The sequence below is a fragment of the bacterium genome (assembly GCA_022616075.1).
Lineage (GTDB): Bacteria > Acidobacteriota > HRBIN11 > JAKEFK01 > JAKEFK01 > JAKEFK01.
In genome coordinates this window covers 51,161-72,769 of record JAKEFK010000374.1, presented here as the reverse complement: position 1 = coordinate 72,769, position 21,609 = coordinate 51,161, and the positions used below count along the sequence as shown (strand labels likewise).

16 protein-coding genes and 1 pseudogene are annotated in these 21,609 nt (G+C 49.0%); 8 read left to right on the top strand and 9 right to left on the bottom strand.

Annotated elements, in window-relative coordinates; genetic code table 11:
* Positions 1–18 precede the first annotated feature (18 nt).
* A complete protein-coding gene (locus L0156_29305) occupies positions 19–330 on the top strand; it encodes a PilZ domain-containing protein (protein MCI0607104.1) in 312 nt (103 codons plus the stop codon).
* A gap of 4 nt (positions 331–334) precedes the next feature.
* Here the strand turns inward: L0156_29305 and queF are convergent, their stop codons facing one another.
* Complete coding sequence (gene queF / locus L0156_29300) at positions 335–721, bottom strand: preQ(1) synthase (protein ID MCI0607103.1); 387 nt, start codon at positions 719–721, stop codon at positions 335–337.
* A gap of 138 nt (positions 722–859) precedes the next feature.
* On the opposite strand from queF, the gene L0156_29295 reads away from it, so the two are divergent.
* Positions 860–1,537 (top strand): hypothetical protein, encoded by a 678-nt coding sequence (locus L0156_29295; protein ID MCI0607102.1) that lies wholly within the window; start codon positions 860–862, stop codon positions 1,535–1,537.
* Positions 1,537–1,809, top strand: coding sequence for a Smr/MutS family protein (locus L0156_29290; protein MCI0607101.1), 273 nt, complete (start codon positions 1,537–1,539; stop codon positions 1,807–1,809). The genes L0156_29295 and L0156_29290 overlap by 1 nt, the downstream gene beginning before the upstream one ends.
* A 31-nt stretch (positions 1,810–1,840) precedes the next feature.
* Here L0156_29290 and L0156_29285 read toward each other — a convergent pair whose 3' ends face one another.
* Both L0156_29285 and L0156_29280 read right to left on the bottom strand, forming a co-directional pair.
* A complete protein-coding gene (locus tag L0156_29285) occupies positions 1,841–3,874 on the bottom strand; it encodes a protein kinase (protein ID MCI0607100.1) in 2,034 nt (677 codons plus the stop codon).
* Complete coding sequence (locus L0156_29280; GenBank protein MCI0607099.1) at positions 3,861–4,523, bottom strand: hypothetical protein; 663 nt, start codon at positions 4,521–4,523, stop codon at positions 3,861–3,863. The genes L0156_29285 and L0156_29280 overlap by 14 nt, the downstream gene beginning before the upstream one ends.
* A 54-nt stretch (positions 4,524–4,577) precedes the next feature.
* Between L0156_29280 and L0156_29275 the strand changes: the two genes are divergently transcribed.
* On the top strand, positions 4,578–4,805 hold the full coding sequence (locus tag L0156_29275) for a hypothetical protein (GenBank protein ID MCI0607098.1): 228 nt from the start codon (positions 4,578–4,580) through the stop codon (positions 4,803–4,805).
* Between the two features lie 59 nt (positions 4,806–4,864).
* Here L0156_29275 and L0156_29270 read toward each other — a convergent pair whose 3' ends face one another.
* Both L0156_29270 and L0156_29265 read right to left on the bottom strand, forming a co-directional pair.
* Positions 4,865–5,767 (bottom strand): cation diffusion facilitator family transporter, encoded by a 903-nt coding sequence (locus L0156_29270; GenBank protein ID MCI0607097.1) that lies wholly within the window; start codon positions 5,765–5,767, stop codon positions 4,865–4,867.
* A 7-nt stretch (positions 5,768–5,774) separates the two neighbouring features.
* Complete coding sequence (locus L0156_29265; GenBank protein ID MCI0607096.1) at positions 5,775–6,662, bottom strand: DsbA family protein; 888 nt, start codon at positions 6,660–6,662, stop codon at positions 5,775–5,777.
* A 447-nt stretch (positions 6,663–7,109) separates the two neighbouring features.
* Between L0156_29265 and L0156_29260 the strand changes: the two genes are divergently transcribed.
* Positions 7,110–11,153 carry an Ig-like domain-containing protein gene (locus L0156_29260; protein MCI0607095.1) on the top strand — a complete coding sequence of 1,348 codons (4,044 nt, stop codon included), beginning with the start codon at positions 7,110–7,112 and terminating at the stop codon, positions 11,151–11,153.
* A 241-nt stretch (positions 11,154–11,394) separates the two neighbouring features.
* Here the strand turns inward: L0156_29260 and L0156_29255 are convergent, their stop codons facing one another.
* The 4 genes from L0156_29255 to L0156_29240 form a co-directional block, all read right to left on the bottom strand.
* Positions 11,395–12,489 (bottom strand): inorganic phosphate transporter family protein, encoded by a 1,095-nt coding sequence (locus L0156_29255; GenBank protein ID MCI0607094.1) that lies wholly within the window; start codon positions 12,487–12,489, stop codon positions 11,395–11,397.
* The gene (locus L0156_29250; GenBank protein ID MCI0607093.1) at positions 12,490–13,533 is read right to left on the bottom strand and encodes a methyltransferase domain-containing protein; all 1,044 of its coding nucleotides are present in this window, start codon (positions 13,531–13,533) and stop codon (positions 12,490–12,492) included.
* A 117-nt stretch (positions 13,534–13,650) separates the two neighbouring features.
* A complete protein-coding gene (locus tag L0156_29245) occupies positions 13,651–16,074 on the bottom strand; it encodes an ABC transporter permease (protein MCI0607092.1) in 2,424 nt (807 codons plus the stop codon).
* 104 nt (positions 16,075–16,178) lie between these two features.
* The gene (locus L0156_29240) at positions 16,179–17,939 is read right to left on the bottom strand and encodes a DUF885 domain-containing protein (GenBank protein ID MCI0607091.1); all 1,761 of its coding nucleotides are present in this window, start codon (positions 17,937–17,939) and stop codon (positions 16,179–16,181) included.
* A 211-nt stretch (positions 17,940–18,150) separates the two neighbouring features.
* Between L0156_29240 and L0156_29235 the strand changes: the two are divergent.
* The 3 genes and pseudogenes from L0156_29235 (at position 18,151) to L0156_29225 (ending at position 21,574) form a co-directional block, all read left to right on the top strand.
* Positions 18,151–19,587 (top strand): annotated as a pseudogene (locus tag L0156_29235) (NAD(P)/FAD-dependent oxidoreductase).
* A gap of 404 nt (positions 19,588–19,991) precedes the next feature.
* Positions 19,992–20,300, top strand: coding sequence for a hypothetical protein (locus tag L0156_29230; protein MCI0607090.1), 309 nt, complete (start codon positions 19,992–19,994; stop codon positions 20,298–20,300).
* 74 nt (positions 20,301–20,374) lie between these two features.
* Positions 20,375–21,574, top strand: coding sequence for a glycosyltransferase family 4 protein (locus L0156_29225; protein ID MCI0607089.1), 1,200 nt, complete (start codon positions 20,375–20,377; stop codon positions 21,572–21,574).
* The last annotated feature ends 35 nt before the right edge of the window (positions 21,575–21,609 follow it).

Sequence of the window (21,609 nt, the reverse complement as noted above, 5' to 3'; positions counted from 1 at the left end):
TGCAGGTAAAATAGTGACATGGACGAACGCATAGGCAGGCGCGTCAAATTGAATTTGCCTTTGAAAATTATTGTGCTGAACGACGATCACTCTGCGGCGTCTGAAAGCAATGGAAGACTGCATGATCTTTCCAGAGGTGGTTGCGCTTTTTACCATCGAGTGAATTTGCCGGTTGGCAAAAGAGTAGAATTGCGAATCCGTCTGAATGAGCCCCTTACAAAAAAGCTGAAGAAAAAAGAATTGAGAGCGCACGGAGCTGTGATTCGCTCTGTGCCTGAAGCAGCAGGATATTTGTTGTCGGTAAGATTCGTGCGACAGAAAACCGGTTAATTGTTCAGCTCCGGGCCGGATGCCTCGCTTCAATCACACTTTTCATTCCACCACGGACGTTAAACTCGCCGCGGACCACGGCCCGCTTCGGCTGGCATGCTTCAACCAGATCTCGCAAAATGCGGTTCACAGCATTTTCGTAGAAGATGCCGAGCGTGCGGTAAGAATTGATATAGTTCTTCAGTGACTTTAATTCCAAACAAAGTTTGTCCGGTTCATATTCAATGATGATTGTTCCGAAATCGGGCAAACCCGTCTTCGGGCAAACCGCAGTGTATTCAGGGATGGTGATGTTGATCTGATAACCCGCATACTGGTTCGGCCAGCACTCGATGGCAGGCAGAGCGGCATCAATGCCTGACTTTGCGTGATCTTCTGTATAGTCTGCCACTTCGGTTCCTTTTGTCGTTGCTGAAGTAGCGCGGACGTCTCGTCTGCGCAGCTCGCAGGCGGGACGCCCGCGCTACTTTGTTTATCCTTTTCTCCTTATCGAGATTAGATTATAGTAGGAACGGAATTGAGGGCAAATATGAAAGTCAGCGGGTTTACGCTATGTTGCGTCGTCCTTTTATCCGCTTTGTTCATTGCTTGTGGTGGTCAAAAAGAGAATCAGGAACAACCGCCTGCGAATCCTTCCTTTACATCAACTACGCCGCAACCTGTCACATACGAAACGGTTGCCCACATACTTCAAGACATGAGCACTTACGCCGCCGCGGTAAAAAAACTGGACAACGCCGCGCTGCAGAAACTGGATAAAAGTTATCAGGGCGTGATTTTTACTACAGAGCAAAAGACGCTGTTCGTGAATGTTTATCCGGATCAAGCCGGCGGGCGGGTGATCTTTTTGTTGGTTCCCAAGGAGCCCAGTACCGGTTCGAACTATTTGCTGACGTTTGATCGCAAACTCCCTGTCATTGATTCGGAAACGGTTGAGCTGCAAGTCCGCACCAGGGACCCTGAGAAACCGCTAACCTGTTCGCTTCAAGTGGCTGACACCGCCGCCTACATGACCGAATATCCATCGCATCAGCTTGTTGCGCGCTACTACTTCACCAAAAAATTCTTACAAAGCGGCACGTATGATTTCGATGCGTTGACCGTTCCTTCCTATCGCCCACGTGGTTATCACTTCATCGTTTTTGATTTTGTGAAAGCCGAAGTTGTGGATCAAACCTCCAGCCTTACTGCGCCTTGCGTGGATTGATGGAAGAGATTCCGATCACGGATGTTCTTGATCTACATCCGTTTGCTCCGCGGGATGTAAAGACGGTTGTGGAAGAGTATCTGTTCCAGTGCGTTGAGAAAGGATTCCGTTTTGTCCGGATTATTCATGGGAAAGGAATCGGCGTTCAGCGAGAGATGGTCAGGTCTATACTGGCGAAATCCGATTATGTCGAATCTTTTGAAGAAGGACCCAATTGGGGCTCCACCGCAGTCATTTTAACCGCCAAGCCGCCAAGAAACAAATTAGAGTGATTCTTGGCGTTTTGGCGCCTTGGCGGTTTTCCTACGCGATTCGTTCTTGCGCGGTGGAGATTTTTGCTGAGACGGCTTCCAGGTCTTCATATAAGAGTGAGATTTTCTGATAACGCTGATCCGGATCTTTTTCGAGTGAACGTAGGAGCACTTGTTCCAGCGCCGGAGGCAAGGCTGGATTGAAGCTGGTGGGTTTTGGCGGAGCTTCACGGATGTGTTTGTTTAACACTACCAGCGCAGAATCAGCGGAAAAGGGAAGCCTTCCAGTGAATACTTCGAATAGAACCACTCCGGTAGAATAGACGTCTGTGCGTTGATCCATATCCAGACCCTGAGCCTGTTCCGGGGACATGTAGTCGGGTGTGCCCATGATTGTTCCGGTGGAGGTCATACCTTTCATATCGGCCACGCGCGCGATGCCAAAGTCCATGATCTTCACGTCTCCCGTGCTTTCCAGAAGCACATTCTGAGGTTTCATGTCGCGGTGAACGACTCCCCTCTCGTGCGCTGCATCCAGCGCGCTGCAAATCTGTTTGCCGATCTGCAGTCCGATCCGGACAGGAAGCATCCCTCGCTGGCGAATCAGCTGTTTTAAAGTAATCCCTTTTACATATTCCATACTAATAACGTAGTAATTATCCAGCTCACTGTAATCGAACGTCCGGACAACATTGCGGTGTGTGATGCGGCGCGCCAGCTTTAATTCCTGTTTGAAACGGTCCAGAGCGACGGGATCCTGCTGAAAGACTTCCCCTTTTAGAAGTTTCAGGGCGACCACTTCATCGAGCTGCCGGTCGAGGGCTTTCAACACGACTCCCATTCCTCCGGTCCCCAGGATCGATTGCACTTCATAACGGTTGGCGATCACCGAGCCGGGTCCGATTGAGCTCATGGAAACGGAGGATTGTGATGGTGATGTTGTTTGGTGTTTCGAAGATACTTGCCCCGGTCCAATCGTGGGAGCTCCGGGTACAGTCGGCTGTTGCGAAAGATACTCAACGAGCTGCTGTTTCTCTTTAAGCTGAGCCAGCAGCTTTCGAAAGGACTCAGCAAGAATTCCCACTTCATCGCGAGACGTTGTTTCAATCGGGACGTCGTAGTTTCCTTCTTTGACTTCATTCACCGCATCCGTCAAATTGCGAAGCGGACCGGTGATCCGCCGCGAGCCCAGAAAACTCAAAATGAAAGCCAGAACCATCATTCCCAGGCCCACGATCAGAATGTTCTTTTGAAACTGCCGGAAACCATACAACTCGCGATCCAGCGAACGGAAAGCTACAAATCTTCCCAGCATCTTGCCGTCAAGATTCTTCAGCGGCCTGTAAACTCCCACGTATTTTTCCGGGCCCATTTGAAATTGAAAGGGCTCATCCGGTTTACCGGCATTCGTAAGAGATCGGGTCAAATCTTCTTTTTCGCTTGTGATCGTGCTGGCTATAAGCGATACGCCATCTTTTTCAATGAAGAAACCGGTTTCCGAGTGCGTCATTTCTTTGATTTGAATAGCGAGCGTGTCGTTGATCGAATAACCGATAGCAAGAGCTGCAGTAATAATGTCCTGCGTTACGACAGGAACGGCAATTGCATGGTACAGATTCTGGTTCTCCAGCATTAAACCGTTGACTTCTTCCCCATCCAGCGCTCCTGCAACGAGAGGCACATCGGCGAAGTTCTGGCCGGTTGCTCCCGGTTTATCAGTGCGCGCCAAAACAATTCCGTCCGCGTCTGTCAGGAGCACGAAATCGCTTCGGATCGTCTCTTCGGTTTGTTTGGCAAGATCCAGGATGCTATTGGAATCCGATTCTTGAATGTACGCCTGGATGTAAGGATTCTGAGCAATGATTTTGTTGGCAATCTTTAACTTTTCGTAACGGTCTTTTTGAAACGTTTCAAACACGGAGAGTGTTTGTTTCAAATCAGAGCGAATGGTCTCATGAGCCAGCGCGGTGGCTCTGCGCGAGCTGAACAGAATGGTGACAGCGATGAGCAGAACAATGATCAGCGCTGTCAGCAGGAAAAATTTTATATTGAGACTCAGGCCGCGCCTGTTACTAATAGCGTTCATCAGTAGAGGAATAATCCTTTCCGAATTTGTTTTTGTGCCGCAATTTTTTGAAAGTCCTGCCGTCAATCGTCAAGAGGACCTGCAAAGCTTTCTCTCCTACGTCGATCTTTTTCACGGTCTGTCCTTCCTCGGCGAAGGCGCGTAGCTGAAAACTTCCATTCGGGATGTCGCCAAGCATGAAGTTGCCGGCTTGATCCGCGATGGTGTAATAGGGCGACGCGCTGACAACGATGGTAGCGGACATTTGCGGATGCACATTGCAGAATACTTTTACGACTCCCGGTTTCTGAAAGGATTGAGTCTTGCTGCCGCCTCCCTTATAAAGCCCAAGGTCGAACTGATTGGGTGAGGAAACAGAAAAGATGTTGTGAAAAATCGAATCAAAATTGGGAAACTGGACCTTTGCCCCAACGGGAACCGCAAGAGCGCGTGGTGCGAATTGCTTGTTTTTTGTGGACATCGTGAAGGTCTTCTTCAATGCTTCTTCCGGAATAATCGATTGCGAAACCGGATCCAGATAAATGATGACTGAGGAAAGATCGGTCTTCTTCTTTTCTCCTTTTAACAGCACTTCTACGGTGCCAGATACATCGTGTGCCTGTGTTTGAACTGTGAAAAGTAAGAACAGAAAAACAGAGAAAAGCCGCATAAAAATCTGACCTCTCGATTCCTGTTATCTTATTGCATGTTATGATGAAAGGCAATGAAATGGCGGGTGCGTCTCGTTACAAAACGGAAGAGAAAACAGGCAATGCGCATCAAAGGAAATTCGATCGATGAGCTTGTCGTTAAACTGGCGAAGCATTCCGGAAAGTTCTCTGATTTTGAGATTGAAACAACAGTAAATGATCCTGGTTACTGGAAATCTTTAATCCTGCAAAAGCTTTTCGAAAAAACTCACAGCAAGGATCCAACCCCAACGCTTTTTTAACGCTGTAGCGCGGACGTCTCGTCTGCGACTACGCAGGCGGGACGCCGGCGCTACTTTGCTCATTCGTGCGGTTCGATGCAATCCTCCTGCACTTCCACCTGCAGGGTGGTGTGTTCCAAATGGAAAGCGCGGCGAAGAAGATCCTCCACTCGAGTGCGCACATCAATGGGATCACAACCGGGATTGACCACCAGATGGGCTGAAACTGCATGCTCTTTCGAACCGATGCTCCAGATGTGCAAATCATGAATATTCTGAACACCATTCAACCTTTTTACCTCTTCCCGGATGCGCGTTAGATTCAGATGCTTCGGGACTGCTTCCATTAAGATATTGATAGAGTCGCGGATCAGAGACCATGCGCTGAAAAGCACGAGAGCGCCGATCAGGAAACTCAACAACGGATCAAACACCGGCCAGCCGGTCACATAGATCAGGATTCCTGCGATCAATGCGCCGAGCGAGCTGAGCGCGTCCATGATTACGTGATAGTAGGCGCCTCTCACATTCAAATCATCGTGTCCGTGAAGCATCCAGGCTGATAGCAGGTTCACAACGAGGCCTGCTCCACCGACCGCGATCACCCCAGCGCTGCTGACCGCCACAGGTTGAAAAATCCTGAACATCGCTTCGTAGTAAATGAATCCGATCATTAAGAAAAGAACCAGACCATTAAATAGAGCTGCTAATACCTCTGTGCGGTAATAGCCATAACTTTTTTCGGCAGTTGGAGCGCGTCGTGCCATGTTTGCGGCATACAAACAGACAAGCAACGCAAGAATATCCGAAAGCATGTGGCCGGCATCCGAAAGCAGGGAGAGACTGTTTGTAACAAATCCTGCAATGGCTTCAACAACGAAAAAGAGAGAGGTGAGAATAAGAGCGTTTCTTAAAACAGGAATATCCCGCCCCTCTCCCCCTCCTTTTTGGGGAGGGGGAAGCGGCAGATCGGAACTTGACATGTGACCTTTACTGGGTCGTTAAGGCCTCATCAATGATTTGCTTGAACTGATCCGCTGGAATCGCTCCGACTACCATTCGGCCGTTTACAAAGAAAGAAGGTGTAGAGCTCAAACCAAGACTTCCAGCTTCTGTCGTATCGGCGGTCACTTGCTGTTTGGACACAGGATCCGCCATGCATTTTTTTAGCTCTTCATGATTCAAGCCTTCCTGCGTCGAAAATTCTTGCAGTTTGGCGCCGAGGGTTTCTTTGGTAATCGTTTTCTGATTTGTAAAGTAATAATCGGAAAGTTTCCAGAATGTCTCCGGTTTCTGTTTGTGAACGCATACTGAAGCAATGGCAGCTTCTTCGGCCCAATTGTGAATGTTGGTTAGAGGAAGATGCTTGTAAGCGACCTTCACTTTCCCCTCATATTGTTTCAGCATATCCTTCACCGTTACGTGCGCATTGCTGCAATAAGGGCACTGGAAATCGGAATATTCAACGATGGTGACTTTTGCGTCCTGCGCGCCTGTTACCGGAACATTTGTTCCCAATACAATTTTTTCCTGGTTCTTTTTGTACGGATCAACCGACATGTCCATTACGCGTCCGATAACAAGCATGTTCTCTTTTGTGATCCACGCTTCTTGAGTCTGGCTGCCTCTCTCTCCTTTGAATTCCACATTGACTGCGTAAGTGCCGGGAATCGCTTTCGATTCGGCATTTTCCTTTACGGTAATGGTCACATTGGCAGGCACATTAAAAGCTTTGCGAATGTAGGTCGCGATTTGTTCATGGGTCATGGAAGGCTTTGCCGCTGTTTCAGCTTTCGGTTGGTCCTGCGCGCACGCCGTAAGCTGAAATGCGAAAACAATAAGAAACAGAAAAAGTGTGTACAACTTTTGATACTTCATTCTTTTATCCTTTTAGAATTTTGAACTTCTAGTCTAACCGAATCGACACGCGATTTTGTGAATCTGAAAGTTTAATGGAGTCGAGTGTGGAAGGCAACTGAAATTCCAATCGCTACAAAGGAAACTGCCAACAATTGTTTCCTGCCGCCAACGACGAAACCATTCCCTCCTTTGTCCTCGAGAGAGTAGATGATTTGGATGGGTGCGACCGCAACAATCGATTCCACCATGCTCGAGAAGGGCAGTGCCGGGCGATCAAGATAACCCCTGTGGATTCAATGAGTTGAATCGAGGGAAAGAGTTTGGCACCGATGATGCAAAGCAATCGGCAAAACAATGTGTGGACGGAGGGAACGGTGAAACGAAGTCTTGGTCGTATGCAATTTCGTTCCGCTCCCCGCAACTTTTTTTGAACACATGACGATAAAACCTAGAGGAGGGTCTTTCATGCGCGCAAAACTTTCCGCTCTGTTTCTTTTTGTGCTGTTCCTTTCCACGAGCTGGGCGTTTCAGCCGGACAAACAAAACCAGGGACTGGAACACAAAGCTTTCTTTAAAAAGGATCTCTCGATCAGTTCCGCAAATGCCGAACTGGAAAACGTGATTCTGCAGTTGCCGAATCGTCAAGAGTGGGATCGCTTCTTTGCGAAGTACGGGTCCCATTTTCGAGTATATGTCGATCCGCGGTCTGCAACTCCCACAAACATCATGGGTCACATTCCTTTGATCCCTGGTGATGGAGTCGATAACAGAGTGACAATGGAAGATGTTGCGCGCAAAATAGGGCGGAACGTGCAGCAGATCGATGCTGCCGTTGTGGCGGATGTACTTAAACAATTCATTCATGAGAATCACAAAACTCTTGGTCTGGATGTTCGTCAGATGAGTAAGGTTCAAGCTACACAGGTCGCAGAAACTTTGTGGCAGGTGAGCATTCCGCAGCAGGTGAGAGGAATCCCTGTGCGATATGGAAGGATTGTCGCTACGATCAGTCACGGCAACCTGATCCTAATAGGAACGGAGAGCTGGGGCGATGTGCGCATGGATACGGTCGCAAAAGTCCCGAAGGAAAAAGCAATTGAAAAAGGTTTTGCGCATGTAGATGGAAAATCGCACCGCGATAAATTCTGGAAAGATGCAACGCTTGAAATCATTCCTTATGCGCCGGCGGAATATCAGTCCGGCGAATCCTTCAATGGTCCTGTTGGGAAGGGTTACCGCCACCGTTTGGTCTGGACGTACGGTTTTTCTCGCGATCCTGATCTGGCTCAATGGGAAGTCATGGTGGATGCCGAAACAGAAGAGCTGATTTCGTTTCAGGATGCGAATCAATATGTGAAGGAAGAGATCCAGGGTGGCGTTTATCCTTTAACGAGCACCGAAGTTTGTCCTTCGAATGAATTCTGCGGAGTTATGCAATCCAATTTCCCCATGCCCTGGGCAAATACCGGACTCGCATCTCCGAATAATTTCGCGAACAGTGCGGGTGTTTTTGAATATACCAGCGGGAATGTAACGACAACTCTAAGTGGAAAGTACGTTCGAATCTCAGATGCTTGCGGATCGATCAGCTATAGCCAGGCGGGCGGTCTGAATCTGGGCGGCACGAATGGCCAGCATGATTGTACAACTCCTGGATTTGGCGGCGCGGGAAATACTGCTTCGGCACGTTCAGCATTCTATGAAGTAAACAAGATCGCTGAACAAGCGCGCGGTTGGCTTCCTACGAACACATGGCTCCAGGCTCAATTAACGGCGAACGTAAATATCAACCAGACATGTAATGGATTCTGGAATGGATCCACAATCAACTTTTACCGGAGTGGCGGTGGATGCCGTAACACGGGTGAGCTTGCTGGGGTATTCGATCATGAATGGGGACACGGCATGGATGATAACGACGCCGCTGGAGTTCTCAGCAGTTCCAGTGAAGCTTACGCGGATATCGCCGCGATCTATCGTTATCAGGCATCCTGTGTCGGACACGGTTTCTTCTGGACGGCGGATGACGGTTGCGGCCAAACAGCGGACGGTACAGGTTTCAATGCAAACGAATCCATCACCGGCACGCACTGCGACACAAACTGTTCGGGCGTGCGCGATGCTGACTGGGCAAAACACAATCCCAACACACCGGATACACCCCAAAACTTTGTCTGCGGCCAGTGTTCCAGCGGTACAGGACCGTGCGGACGCCAGGTTCATTGTTCTGCAGCCCCCGTACGGCAGGCAGCGTGGGATCTAGTTACGCGCGATTTAACTGCGGCTCCGTTTACTTACAACTCCAACACTGCTTTCATGATCGGCAACAAAATTTTCTATCAAGGAAGTGGAAACGTTGGAACGTGGCACGCGTGCGATTGTACCGCGGGAACGTCGAACGGTTGCGGATCCTCAAACGGTTATATGCAATGGCTTGCAGCTGATGATGACAACGGAAATGTGAACGACGGGACTCCGCACATGACCGCTATCTATGCGGCATTCAATCGGCATAATATTGCTTGCTCGACACCGACTCCCGTAAATAGCGGATGCTCCAGCGGACCGACATCAGCTCCTACAGTAACACCTACGCCTGGTGATCATTCGGTCGCGCTTTCCTGGACCGCTGTAGCCGGCGCTTCCAAATACTGGGTGCTTCGGACAGAAGGACACGCTGGCTGCAACTATGGCAAAGTGCTAATAGCCAGCCCAACAGGCACTTCTTATACCGACACTCAGGTCGTTAACGGCCGAACGTACTATTACAATGTGGTAGCTGTTGGCTCCACTGCTGGTGACAAGTGTTACGGACCAGCGCAGAGCTCTTGCGCATCTGCGACTCCAGCCGGCGGATGTACGCTTCCGGGGACTCCTTCGTTAGTGAGTCCTGTAAACAATGCAACGAATGTTTCAACGACTCCCGCATTGGATTGGAGCGACGTCTCCGGCGCAACTTCGTACGATATTCAAGTATGCAGCGACAGCAGTTGCGCTACAGTTGTACGATCCCAGAACGTCACTTCCAGCACGTGGACGGTTTCACCGGCCCTGTCGAATTCAACGGTTTACTACTGGAGAGCGCGCGCGAACAATAGTTGCGGCGCGGGTTCCTATAGTTCCATATTTAGCTTCACAACCGCATCAGGTGGCGGCGGGTGTACTCCTGCAGCAGCAGCATTTGACGGAACACTCCAAGCGCCCAGGTGCAATGGCACAACATCGTGCGGATGCGATACGGGTGCGTCGATAATCAACGGCCGCGATACGATGAGCGGCGGCGCTGAAACAAATCAGCCGAACACAATTAACGATAGTTGTGCGGATGGCACTTCCGGAACCTACCATAATGATGAGTCTCTGGATCGATTGTCTGTATCGACAAACGATGGAACTGCATTAGCGGGCGGCAAGACTGTCACCATTTCTGCAACTGCATGGTGCTGGGGAACTGCAGATAGCCTGGATCTTTACTACACCTCGAATGCTGCTTCGCCATCCTGGACATTGATTGGAACACAGGCCTGTACGGCAGGAGGAGTCTCCAGGACATTCACTGCGTCGTACACACTTCCATCGACCGGAACACTTCAGGCGATACGCGCCCAGTTCCGGTATCAGAGTACGAACGCCTCCTGCTCAAGCGGCAGCTACAATGACCGTGATGACCTGGTCTTTGCAGTCAATCAGGCAGCGGACACAACGCCTCCAACAACCTCCATCACAGCACCCACAAGTGGCACGACCGTTAGTGGAACGGGAGTTACGGTGAGCGCAAATGCGAGCGACAACGTTGGAGTGACGAAAGTCGAATTCTATCTGGATGGTACGACTTTATTAGGAACGGATACAACTTCACCGTATAGCATCAGCTGGAACACAACAACAACTTCCAACGGCGCTCACAACTTGACGAGCAAAGCTTTTGATGCAGCGAACAATTCAACGACATCAACAGCGGTCAACGTGACTGTAAATAATGTTGCTGCTGGCGATTTGATAGCGACATTCAATGCCACTTATCAGGCGCCGGCGTGTCCGAGCGGAGGAAAATCCTGCGACACGGGAGCAACGCTGATCAATGGACGAGGCACGATGACAAATGGCAATGAAACGAATCGACCGAACACGATTAACGACTCTTGCATAGATGGAAATTCGGGTACCTATCATGTAGACGAATCGATTGATCGAATGAAGATTGCGACAAATGACGGAACTGCTTTTGCCTCTGGCAAAGCTGTAACAATTACCTTCACAGTGTACTGCTACAGCACGGCTGATCGGATCGATGTCTACAGAACTGCCACCGCAGCCACACCAAGCTGGACCCTGATTGGTACCCAGCAGTGCTCCGCTGCGGGAGTCAGAACATTTACGGCCAGCTATACACTGCCGGCAGGAGCAAACCAGGCAGTTCGCGGCAATTTCCGATACCAGGGAACGGCTTCCAGTTGCACCTCCGGAAGTTATAACGATCGCGACGATCTCGTGTTCGGAGTGCAATAACTGAACTGGTTGTAGGGCGGGCAGAGAGGCCCGCCCTATCCTTCGTAGTGGCAGAGCATTTTCCTGGCGATTTGTATAAACACGCAAAGCAAGTAGACTCTGACCTCATTCAAAAATTGCTTATCGGGTGAAAATGCTCTGCTTGAGTCACGAGAAAGCAGAGCATTCACTCGCCGATAATTTGCTTGTATCGGTTGGAAGTAGCAAATTCAGTCAAGAAGAAATGGTGAATGCTCTGCCACTACAGAACTAACCAGAACAGGGCAGCGAGAATTGCTGCTGTAGGAAGGGTGATTACCCAGGCAAACAGGATTTGCGCGATCGTATTTTTGCTTGCGGTTCCATTCACCATGCCGATGCCAAACAACGCGCCGCAAGAAACATGAGTCGTAGAAAGCGGAAAGCCCATCAAAGAACCTGAAATAACCAGAAGGGCTGTTACAAGATTTGCGGTGTAGGCCTGTCCGGGATTCATTTCAGTCACCTCAAAACTCATTCTTCGTGCGATCCTGTGAGAGTGAATGGCTCCGCCCGCCAGCATGAAAAGTGCAACAAGCAACAAACCGCTCTTCGGGGTGATAGAAGGAACGAGCAGCAATAAAGCCGCGATCTTAGGTGTATCGTTCAGGCCCCGCGCAAATGAAACTGCGCCCGCGCTGAGGATGTGAGCTTGATCCATCAATTTTTGCAGATTCCAACCAAAGAAACGGCCAGGATAAATCAAGCGGCAATCCTTTTCGTCTTCCATTGATATCCTGACGCCGGTCGAACGAATCGTTAGCAGACCAGGTGTGCCAACTAAAACCTCCTGGGTTTCTCCAACGCACAGGCAATACGAGCTTTCAACTTTTGCCATTTCGCGAACCCTGTGAAAAATCGCATAGAGGACTGCTGTAAAAATTAGGGCTGCAGCCGGCCCAATGAGAAGCGGTAGAAAGAATAACTTTCCTAATGCAGCGAATGAGGTAAGTCCTCCGCTTGCAAGGCCGCTTCCTACCAATCCACCCAGGAGGCTGTGCGTTGTGGATATCGGAAAACGAAGGAGGGTTGCCAGCATAACTGTGCAGGCAGCAGCAAGAGCCACAGTGGCAAGGAATGCGGGATTCTGCAAAGTTGTCTGACTCACGATTCCTATTCCGGAAAATATTGCTAATAACTTAGTAGCCAGAATGAAGCTGAGAATCGATCCGACAAAAGTTGTTACAGAAGCCCAGACTAATGCTTTTTTGTAACTGAAAACTTTGCCGCCATAAAGAGTTGCGACCCCTTTGAAGTTATCGTTTGTGCCGTTGGCATAAGAAACAAACAGGGCTGCGAGCGAAAGGAGAAGATTCATCTAGCAACAAGGTGATTTGGTATCTGTACTATTCGTTGTTGGGGCACAGTCAAACAATCCAAAATGCCTGATGGAGGGCGTGACGTCAAAATAGCGGCCGAGTCTGGATTCCTGCAACATTCGCGCGGTATTGCGGCAAACGGGCACAGGTCGATGAGATTCAAATATGTGATGGTTATCCAGCGCGAATCGCGCGCGAAGACCGGGAATGTTTCCTTTGTATGTGGCGATCTGGCCGTAGTCTTCACAACGCCGATCGAGCGGATCTACAAAACGGAAACCGCGAACGGTCATGGAGTAGAATACAATTGGCTCACCAAGAACATCTCTTTGAACTTCCATCCGGCTTACAGTCCGCGGATCTTGAAAACCACAATCCTTCATAACGTCGAACCAATCGTGCTCATATTCAGCGCCACCAAGACATTCAGCGAGCATTTCTGGATTATTTCGAATCGAATCAGGCACTCGGCGGTCGGAAGCAATGTCTGAAACATAAAATTCTCCGCCATCCTTCAACACACGAAAAATCGTCTTGAAAACAAGATCCTTTCGCGGAGACAAATTGATTACACAATCAGAAATAACAATGTCGATAGATTGATCCGGAATCGATCCTGCAACTTCGATAAAGTCTTTCTCAAAATGGACGTTCGTTTCACTGTAACCAAAGCGTTTCATCACGGTCGGAGCATAGCCGTTAGCAATCTCCAGTTGTTCATCCGTCATGTCGATGCCATAAACAAATCCGGATGGTCCGACAAGATAAGACAATATAAAAGCATCCACACCCGCTCCCGATCCTAAATCCAGGACTCGCAATCCCGTCAGATCATCTTCCGGAACCGGACAACCACATCCATAATGACGCGCTTTTACGTCTTCGGGAATCAATTCGAGGATGTCTTTGAAACGTTTTTGACTTTCGTCTATGCAGCAGGCTTTTTGAGATAGATCGGATTTACTTTTTAGATGACGCCCGTAGTACTCACGAAGAATCGAACGGACATAATCCAGATCATGAGTCGCTAGAACCTGCTTCATAGTTGTCCTTACCCCTTTAGATGCGATTTTAAGAGAAAATATTCTACCTTAATTCAGCAAAGTAGCGCAGGCGTCTCGCCTGCGACATTGGCAGACGGGACGTCCGCGCTACTTTGTTTATTCGTAGCGGAGCGTGATGGTGGGTTCGATTCTCATTGCTCTGCGTGCGGGAATGACCGAAGCGAGTATTGCGATAACCGCAAGCAGCGCCGTTACGATCAGAAAACTTATTGAGTCGGTTGGGCTGATTTGAAAGAGAAGGAAAGACAGGAATCGGGTCACGAAGAAAGCTCCAGTTAAACCTGCGGCAGCTCCGATGAGAACAAATGTCATTCCCTGACTGAGGATGAGCTGCAAAATGGATCCGGGTGTAGCGCCCAGCGCAATTCGAACGCCAATCTCTTTTGTTCGTTGCGTTACGGCGTAAGACAGGACGCCATAGATTCCGATAGCGGTAAGAATGAGCGCCAGCATTCCCAGGAATCCGGCAACCGTTGCAAGAGCACGGAGCGGAAATAGTTGAAGCCATCGTAGTGTTAAGAATGGCATTACATCGTAAGGCGCGACGTTCTGATCCACCGCAGCGATTTCCCGAATGATTGTTTGAGCAAGCTTGCTTGGATCACCCGTGGTTCGAATATGTATCGTCATCTGACCGATGAAGACAGTGGCGGGTGTTGTGTAAACGTAAGGCTGTGGATCTTCTCCAATCGAGTAATACTGAATGTCGTTTGCGATTCCAACGATTTCCAGCTCCGGTCCATCCGACAAACGAATGTTTTTACCAACCGGATTCTGTTGAGGCCAGAACATTTTGGCCATGGTTTCATTGATGATCGCTGCGGGCATAGTCTTGCCTTGAATTTCCTGATCTGTAAAGTCCCGTCCTTTTCGTAAAGGGATTCCCATCGTTTGAAAATAGTCAGGGCCAATGCTGTTGGTAGCGATGCTAAAAATGCGTTTTCCGGATGCCGTCTGTTTGCCGGGAATTTCAAAACCCTGGGATTCGCGCGCGCCTCCCAGTGGAGTGACCGTTGCGAATGTGACGGAACGGACCATTGGCAAGGACTTGAGCCTCGCTGTAAGTCGATCAAAAAATTCACGGCCTTGCTCATCGGTAAAGGAATGACGTTGCGTGTCCACCGTTGCGACCAGAACATTTTTTGCATCGAATCCAATATTGAAGGCGTTGGAAGTCAAAAGACTTCTGAGCAAGAGCGCGGCGACTATCAGAAGAACCAGCGAGATTGATGTTTGTGAGGCAACAAACATTCCGAAGAGACGGTAACGCGGGACTCCGCCGGTTTCGCCTTTCAGAGCAGCGTTCATATCTGGTCTGCGCAATTGAAGTGCTGGGGTTAATCCACACAGGATTCCTGTGAGCAAGCTTATGAAGAATACAAACAAAATTACACGTGCATCAAGCGAGAATACAGGCATAAATAATTGCCATTCCGGGGGCAGCAGAAGTTTAAACGCTTCTTTGAACCAGATGGCTGCGAATACACCCGCCACACCGCCAAAAATGGCAAGAAGTACGCTTTCGGTGAGCCACTGGCGAACCAGTCGTGATTGACTGGCGCCTAACGACTTTCGAATTGCTGTTTCGCGTCTTCGGGCAATTACGCGTGGCAGAAGTGCGCCGGCAAGGTTGGCACATACAACGAGCAATACCAATCCGGTCACGATCGTGAGAAACCCGACAGCTTTACGTAGCTCTTCACTCAGGCTTTCCGGAAGAGCGCTCGCTTTGATTACACGGAAAGCCAATCCATCGTTGTATCGTGGCAAATCCTTTTGGATTTGCGGCGCGACTTGATCGAGCTCAGATTGAGCCTTCTCGATATTGATTCCATCCTTCAAGCGCACGGTCAGGCTCAGCCATCCCCACCCGGGACTTTCCAGTGGAATACCACGCGGCCTCACTTGTTCATGCATTGCGATGGAAGTCCACACGTCTGCATCGGCAGTCAAATAGGTACCATGAAAACTTTTTGGCAAAACACCAATGACGCTGAATGGATGTCTGTTCAAATAAATTTTCTGACCTAGAATCGCAGGATCCAGATGAAAATGACTATTCCACAAACGATGGCTGATCAGAGCCACCGGACTAGCCCCTGCCTGATCATCTTCAGGAGAGAGAATCCTCCCGGCCAGTGCCTGGACTTGAAACGTTTGAAAATAGTTTCCGCTGACCAGCTCCGCATTCAGGGTGGTTGAACCTTTTCCCGTTCCAAAACTGATCGCTGTGTGTTGGTGTGCTGCAAGCTCCAGACTCCGCAAGCGATAGCGAAGCTGTCTGTAATTCGGATACGAAACTATTTCAGAACCACCATCTGTTTGTAGTGGGTAGATTCGAACCATCTGATCCGGTGAGGGAACAGGGAGTGGGCGCAAAAAGAGTCCGTTGGTGACGCTAAAAATGGCGGTATTCGAGCCGATTCCTAAAGCAAGGGTCAGGATAGCAACTATGGTGAAACCAGGGTTTGTGCGCAGAACGCGCAACGCATACCGAAAATCTTGAAACAAGATTTCCATGTGTTGAGGCAAGGCAAGGACTGTGCCAATGGATTGTAGACGGGCGAGTCGCCCGCACTACATCCCTCCCGTCCGGTTACGGGATTTTGCTGTCCGCGCGCGAACTATTTTTTGCTTTGAATCCACCGATCGATTTTGCGTTCCAAAACGTCCAGAGGCAAGGCGCCGTCCAGCAGAACCTGGCTATGAAATTCGCGCACGCTGAATTTGTTTCCCAGCGCTTTTTCGGCGCGTTCGCGAAGTTCCCGAATTTTCATTTGTCCGATCTTGTATCCAAGCGCCTGACCTGCATTTGAGATGTATCGCTCAGCTTCACTGACGGCGCGGGCTTCCTTCACCGCAGAATTCTCGTACATATAGTTCAGGACATCCTCGCGAGTCCAATCCTTCGCGTGCAAACCGGTATCCACCACCAGGCGGATGGCGCGCCACAATTCCGCGTTTAGCGATCCGAAGTACTGGTATGGATCCGTGTAAACGCCAAGCTCCTTGCCGAGTGATTCCGCGTAGAGTCCCCAGCCTTCTATGAAAGCGCCATAACCCCCGAAACGCCGGAACCGCGGCAGATTGTCCAGCTCTTGCTGGATTGCAATTTGAAAATGATGACCTGGTGCCGCTTCATGAAGAGAGAGCGCTTCCATTGCCCATTTCGGCCGGGCAGAAAGGTCGTAAGCATTCACATAAAAAACACCGGGGCGTGAGCCATCAGGGGAGGCACTATCGTAGGAGCCACCGGACGCAGACTTCTCACGGAATTCTTCCACAGCGCGAACTTCATAGTCCGCTTTCGGCATCACATCAAAGAGCTTTGGCAAAAGCGGTCGAATTTTTTCTTTCAACTGGCGATAGCCATTGAGAAGATCTTCACGTTTTGTGTAATAAAATCGGGGATCTTCATTCGCAATCTTGAAAAAAGCTTTTAGATCTTCTTCAAAACCGACCTCTTTCATGACTTTGCGCATTTCATCGTGGATTCGTTTTACTTCCGCCAACCCTATCTGGTGAATCTGTTCCGGCGTGAGATCGGTTGTTGTATAACTTTTCACATTGTACGCATACCAGGCGGCTCCTTCCGGCAAAGCATTGAGGCCGACAGTCGGACGTGTTTTCTTCATGTAATCGTCACGAACATAGTCATGCAACTTGCGATATGCAGGAACAATCTTGTTTTGAATCGCATTCTGGTATTCTGTGGTCAGACGCTTGCGATCTTCCTGATTGAAACTTTTCGGAAAATTCCGAATCGGTCCCCAGAAAATGCTTTCTTCCGGATTTTGCACAACGTGTGCTTTCAGCTGCGGCAAGACCTTCTCCATCACGACGGCCGGCTGAACGTAATCCTTACCGGCGCCTTCTTTCATATTGACGATGGCTTGATTCATCCAGACTTCAAAACCATCGATCCGACGAAGAAAGTCTTCGTAGTCTTTAACCGTCTTGAACGGATGCGAACCTTCGCCTGACCCTTGCAGAGCAAAAAAACTCGGAATACTGCCCGATTGATCCACTGGAAGCAGGTGATTCGGAAAACGATAAGCCTCGATTTGTATTTCGCGATCCCTTTTGAAAATCTCGTACGTCAAAAGGTCCTGACCCGTTAACTGAGACGCGTCGAGAGTTTTGATTCTGGCGAGATATTCCTTTTCCAGATTTTCCATTTTCTTTCGATGCTCCGGTCCAATGGAATTTGGAAATTGATCGTTATACCGCTTATCCCCAATGGAAGTCGCCATAAAGGGATCCAATTTCAAAAGTTCTTCAAAGTAATTCTCAACGGTATCCTTAACCTGTTGATTCTCTTCAGCTGCCAGATTAACCGCGATGAAGAGAATGAGTAGTATGCAAAGATGTGCAATCTGCTTCATTTTTATTCCCGCTAATCTTAGTTTGTGTGTTCGGATTTCCCCTCCTTATGAAGGAGGGGATTAAACGGAGGTTGGGAACTACCAAATTATACAAACCCCCTCTTGATCTCCTCCCTTAATAAGGGGCGAGAAAAGGCAAATCAGCATTATGACACCACTTTTATTCCCTTTTATTCTTTTGTTGAAATTTACAGTATAGTAATAAATTTCAATGGATGAAGCTGCCACCAAGAGGGTTGTCATTATCGGCGGGGGGCCAGCCGGGCTGACCGCTGCATATGAGCTTTGCCATCGCGGGATCGAATCGATCGTTTTGGAAAAGGATCCACTCGTTGGCGGTTTGGCGCGCACCGTCAGCTATAAAGGTTATCATTTCGATATCGGCGGGCACCGGTTTTTCACCAAAGTTCGCGCTGTGGAGAAAATGTGGCATGACGTTCTCCAAAGCGATTTTCTCCATCGCGGACGCCTCTCACGGATCTACTACAATCACAAATTTTTCTATTACCCCCTTCGTGCGTGGAATGCGCTTCTAGGCCTCGGTTTTTTCAATAGTTTCTTGATTGTCACAAGTTACATCTGGGCTCGCCTTTTTCCTGATCCAAAGAATGATACTTTCGAACAATGGGTATCCAATCGTTTTGGGAAAAGACTCTATCGAATTTTTTTCCAGACTTATACGGAAAAGGTTTGGGGAATCCCTTGCAGCGAAATACGCGCGGAATGGGCTGCTCAGAGAATCAAAGGACTATCTTTGATAACTGTCTTGAAAAACACGCTCCTGAAGCAACAAAACCAGAAAAAAGGGGACGTAATCAAATCACTTATTGACGCTTTTCACTATCCCAGATTCGGCCCTGGCATGATGTGGCAAAGGGTTGCCGGTATCGTAACTCAAAAGGGTGGCGCGATCAGGCTGAATTCGGACGTGGAGAAACTGATTTGGGATGAAAATGGAATTCAGGCCGTTGAAGTGCGAAGCGATGGGAATCAGGAAATCATTTCCGGAACACATTTCATCAGCACAATGCCGATACGGGAGCTAATCCACAAACTCTCTCCCGAAGCGCCTGAAGAGGTGCGGCAGGCGGCATCCGCATTGAATTACCGTGATTTTGTTACCGTCGCTCTTATAGTGAACAAGAAGGAACTGTTTCCGGACAACTGGATTTACATTCATGATCCACAGGTGAAGGTCGGACGGATTCAAAACTTCAAGAACTGGAGCCCCGAAATGGTTCCGGATCCGGAGAAGACCTGTCTTGGTCTTGAGTATTTTTGCTTTGAGGGCGACGGTTTGTGGAATAAACCAGATGCGGAATTAATCGATCTTGCACGGAAGGAGCTGGAAGTTCTTGGGCTCTGCGCTCAACGGGACGTGGAAGACGGTACGGTTGTGAGGATGCAGAAAGCGTATCCGGTCTATGATTCCACCTATAAGCAAAGTCTGCAGTTGATACAGGATTTTCTGGAAAGGTTGAATAATCTACAGCTGGTGGGGCGTAACGGTATGCACAAGTACAATAATCAAGACCACTCCATGCTGACTGCGATGCTCGCGGTTCGAAACATTGAAGGGGAAACCTACGACCTCTGGGCCGTCAACGCGGATCCTGATTACCACGAAGAAGTGACAGGATCGCAGGCAGAAGATGAGTTTGCAATGCTTGCGTCTAAACAACCGATGGTTCCGGAACGTCTCACGCCGGCTCTGGATCGCGCGGTGATGAAAACACTTGCGAGAATGGATAAACTCGCATTTGCGACCGCTATCGGAACCGTTTGCGGGCTCTGCGTATTCATCGCAACCATCTGGGTCCTTATTGTGGGAAGGGTAAGTGGAGGACCCACGCTCTGGTTACTGAAAGAGTATTTTTACGGGTATACTTTATCGACGAAAGGAGCTTTCGTGGGTTTTGGTTACAGCTTCTTCTGGGGATTTTTCTTCGGGTGGTTAGTTGCGTACTTGCGGAATCTGGTGATTGGTATCTTTTTGTACTATGTGAAGAAGGAAGCCGAAGCATCTTCGTTCAATAATCTTCTGGATTATCTATGACACCGACCGAGCCACGTGAAGAAGAAAGACTAGTTCACGCAATCGTCATACTGAACGCCAAAATTTTTGGATTGATTCTAGGCATAGTCTTTGGCCTCATTATTTTTATCGCTACAAACTGGCTTGTCCTCAAAGGGGGCGACGTCGTTGGTCCGCATCTTCAATTGCTAAGCCAGTTTTTCATAGGTTATAGAGTCTCTTTTCTGGGTAGCATTATCGGTTTCTTCTGGGGTTTTGCCGTCGGCAGCTTGATTGGAACCACCATTGGCTGGATCTATAACCGCATTGTCGAACTCCGTAACTGAGTTTCACCATGGAGGGCGGGCGTCCCTGCCCGCCAAGCCGCGGGCACGGAGGCCCGCGCTCCGAATTTAATAAAATGCGGATTGGCGTGGACGCATGTTGCTGGTCGAACCGGCGCGGATTCGGACGTTTCACAAGAGAGCTATTGACCGCCCTGGCGGAAATCGATGATCGAAACGAATACTGGTTTTTTGTGGATCATCAGACCGCGATCGAAAATCAATTCCCCCAAAACGTCAACCTTGTGACGGTTTCCACGCAGGCAGCTCCAACTCAAGCCGCCTCTTCTTCCGGCCGGCGATCGATTTCTGATCTCTTGAGAATGACTCGTGCTGTCGCAAAACATTCACTCGATCTATTCTTTTTCCCTGCCATTTATTCTTACTTCCCGGTGTGGAATAGGACAAAAATTGTGGTCACAATTCATGACATGACCCCTGCGCGTTTTGCGCACTCAGTGTTTCCAAACAAAAAATTGGAATTCTTTTGGAACCTGAAAGAAAAAATCGCATTACGCCAGTCAGACCGGATCGTCACCGTTTCTCATTATTCCAAGCAACAAATCATGGAACATCGTGGCATTGCAGAATCACGAATCAGCGTTGTTTCGGAAGCTGCAGGCGAAGCTTTTCGGGTTATGCCGGAAGATGAAAAACGGTCAAAAGTTCTGTCCCGGTTCGGATTATCCGGCAACCGCTACCTGCTCTACGTTGGTGGAATCAGTCCGCACAAGAATCTTCAGATGCTCACGAAAGCATTTGGTGAATTGACGCAAACAGCTTCCTTTTCAGATTACAAACTGGTGTTTGCGGGGGATTTCGAAAAGGACTCTTTCTATTCTGATTATGAGGCTCTTAAAAACCTGGTGGAGCAGCTGCAAATCCGGAAAGGAGTCATTTTCACCGGCTATATTGATGATGGTGATCTGGCTCATCTGTATAACTCAGCTACGTTGTTTGTCTTCCCTTCATTGCAAGAGGGATTCGGCCTTCCTGCTGTGGAAGCAATGGCCTGTGGAACCCCGATCGTTGCCAGCAAGGCAGGATCTCTCCCCGAAATCATTGGTGAAGCAGGCGAATTTTTTGATCCTGACGATTCCAATCAAGCGCTTGAGACGATTCGACGCGTGCTTGCCGATGATTCGCTCAGACAACAAATGCGTTCCAGAGGATTGGAACGCGTAAAACACTTTCAATGGGAGAAAACTGCCCGTCAAACTCTTCAGATTTTCGAAAGCATGATGGAACCGCCAAGACGCCAAGACGCCAAGTTTTAAAAAAGATCATATCTTTGATATTCTTGGCGATCTTG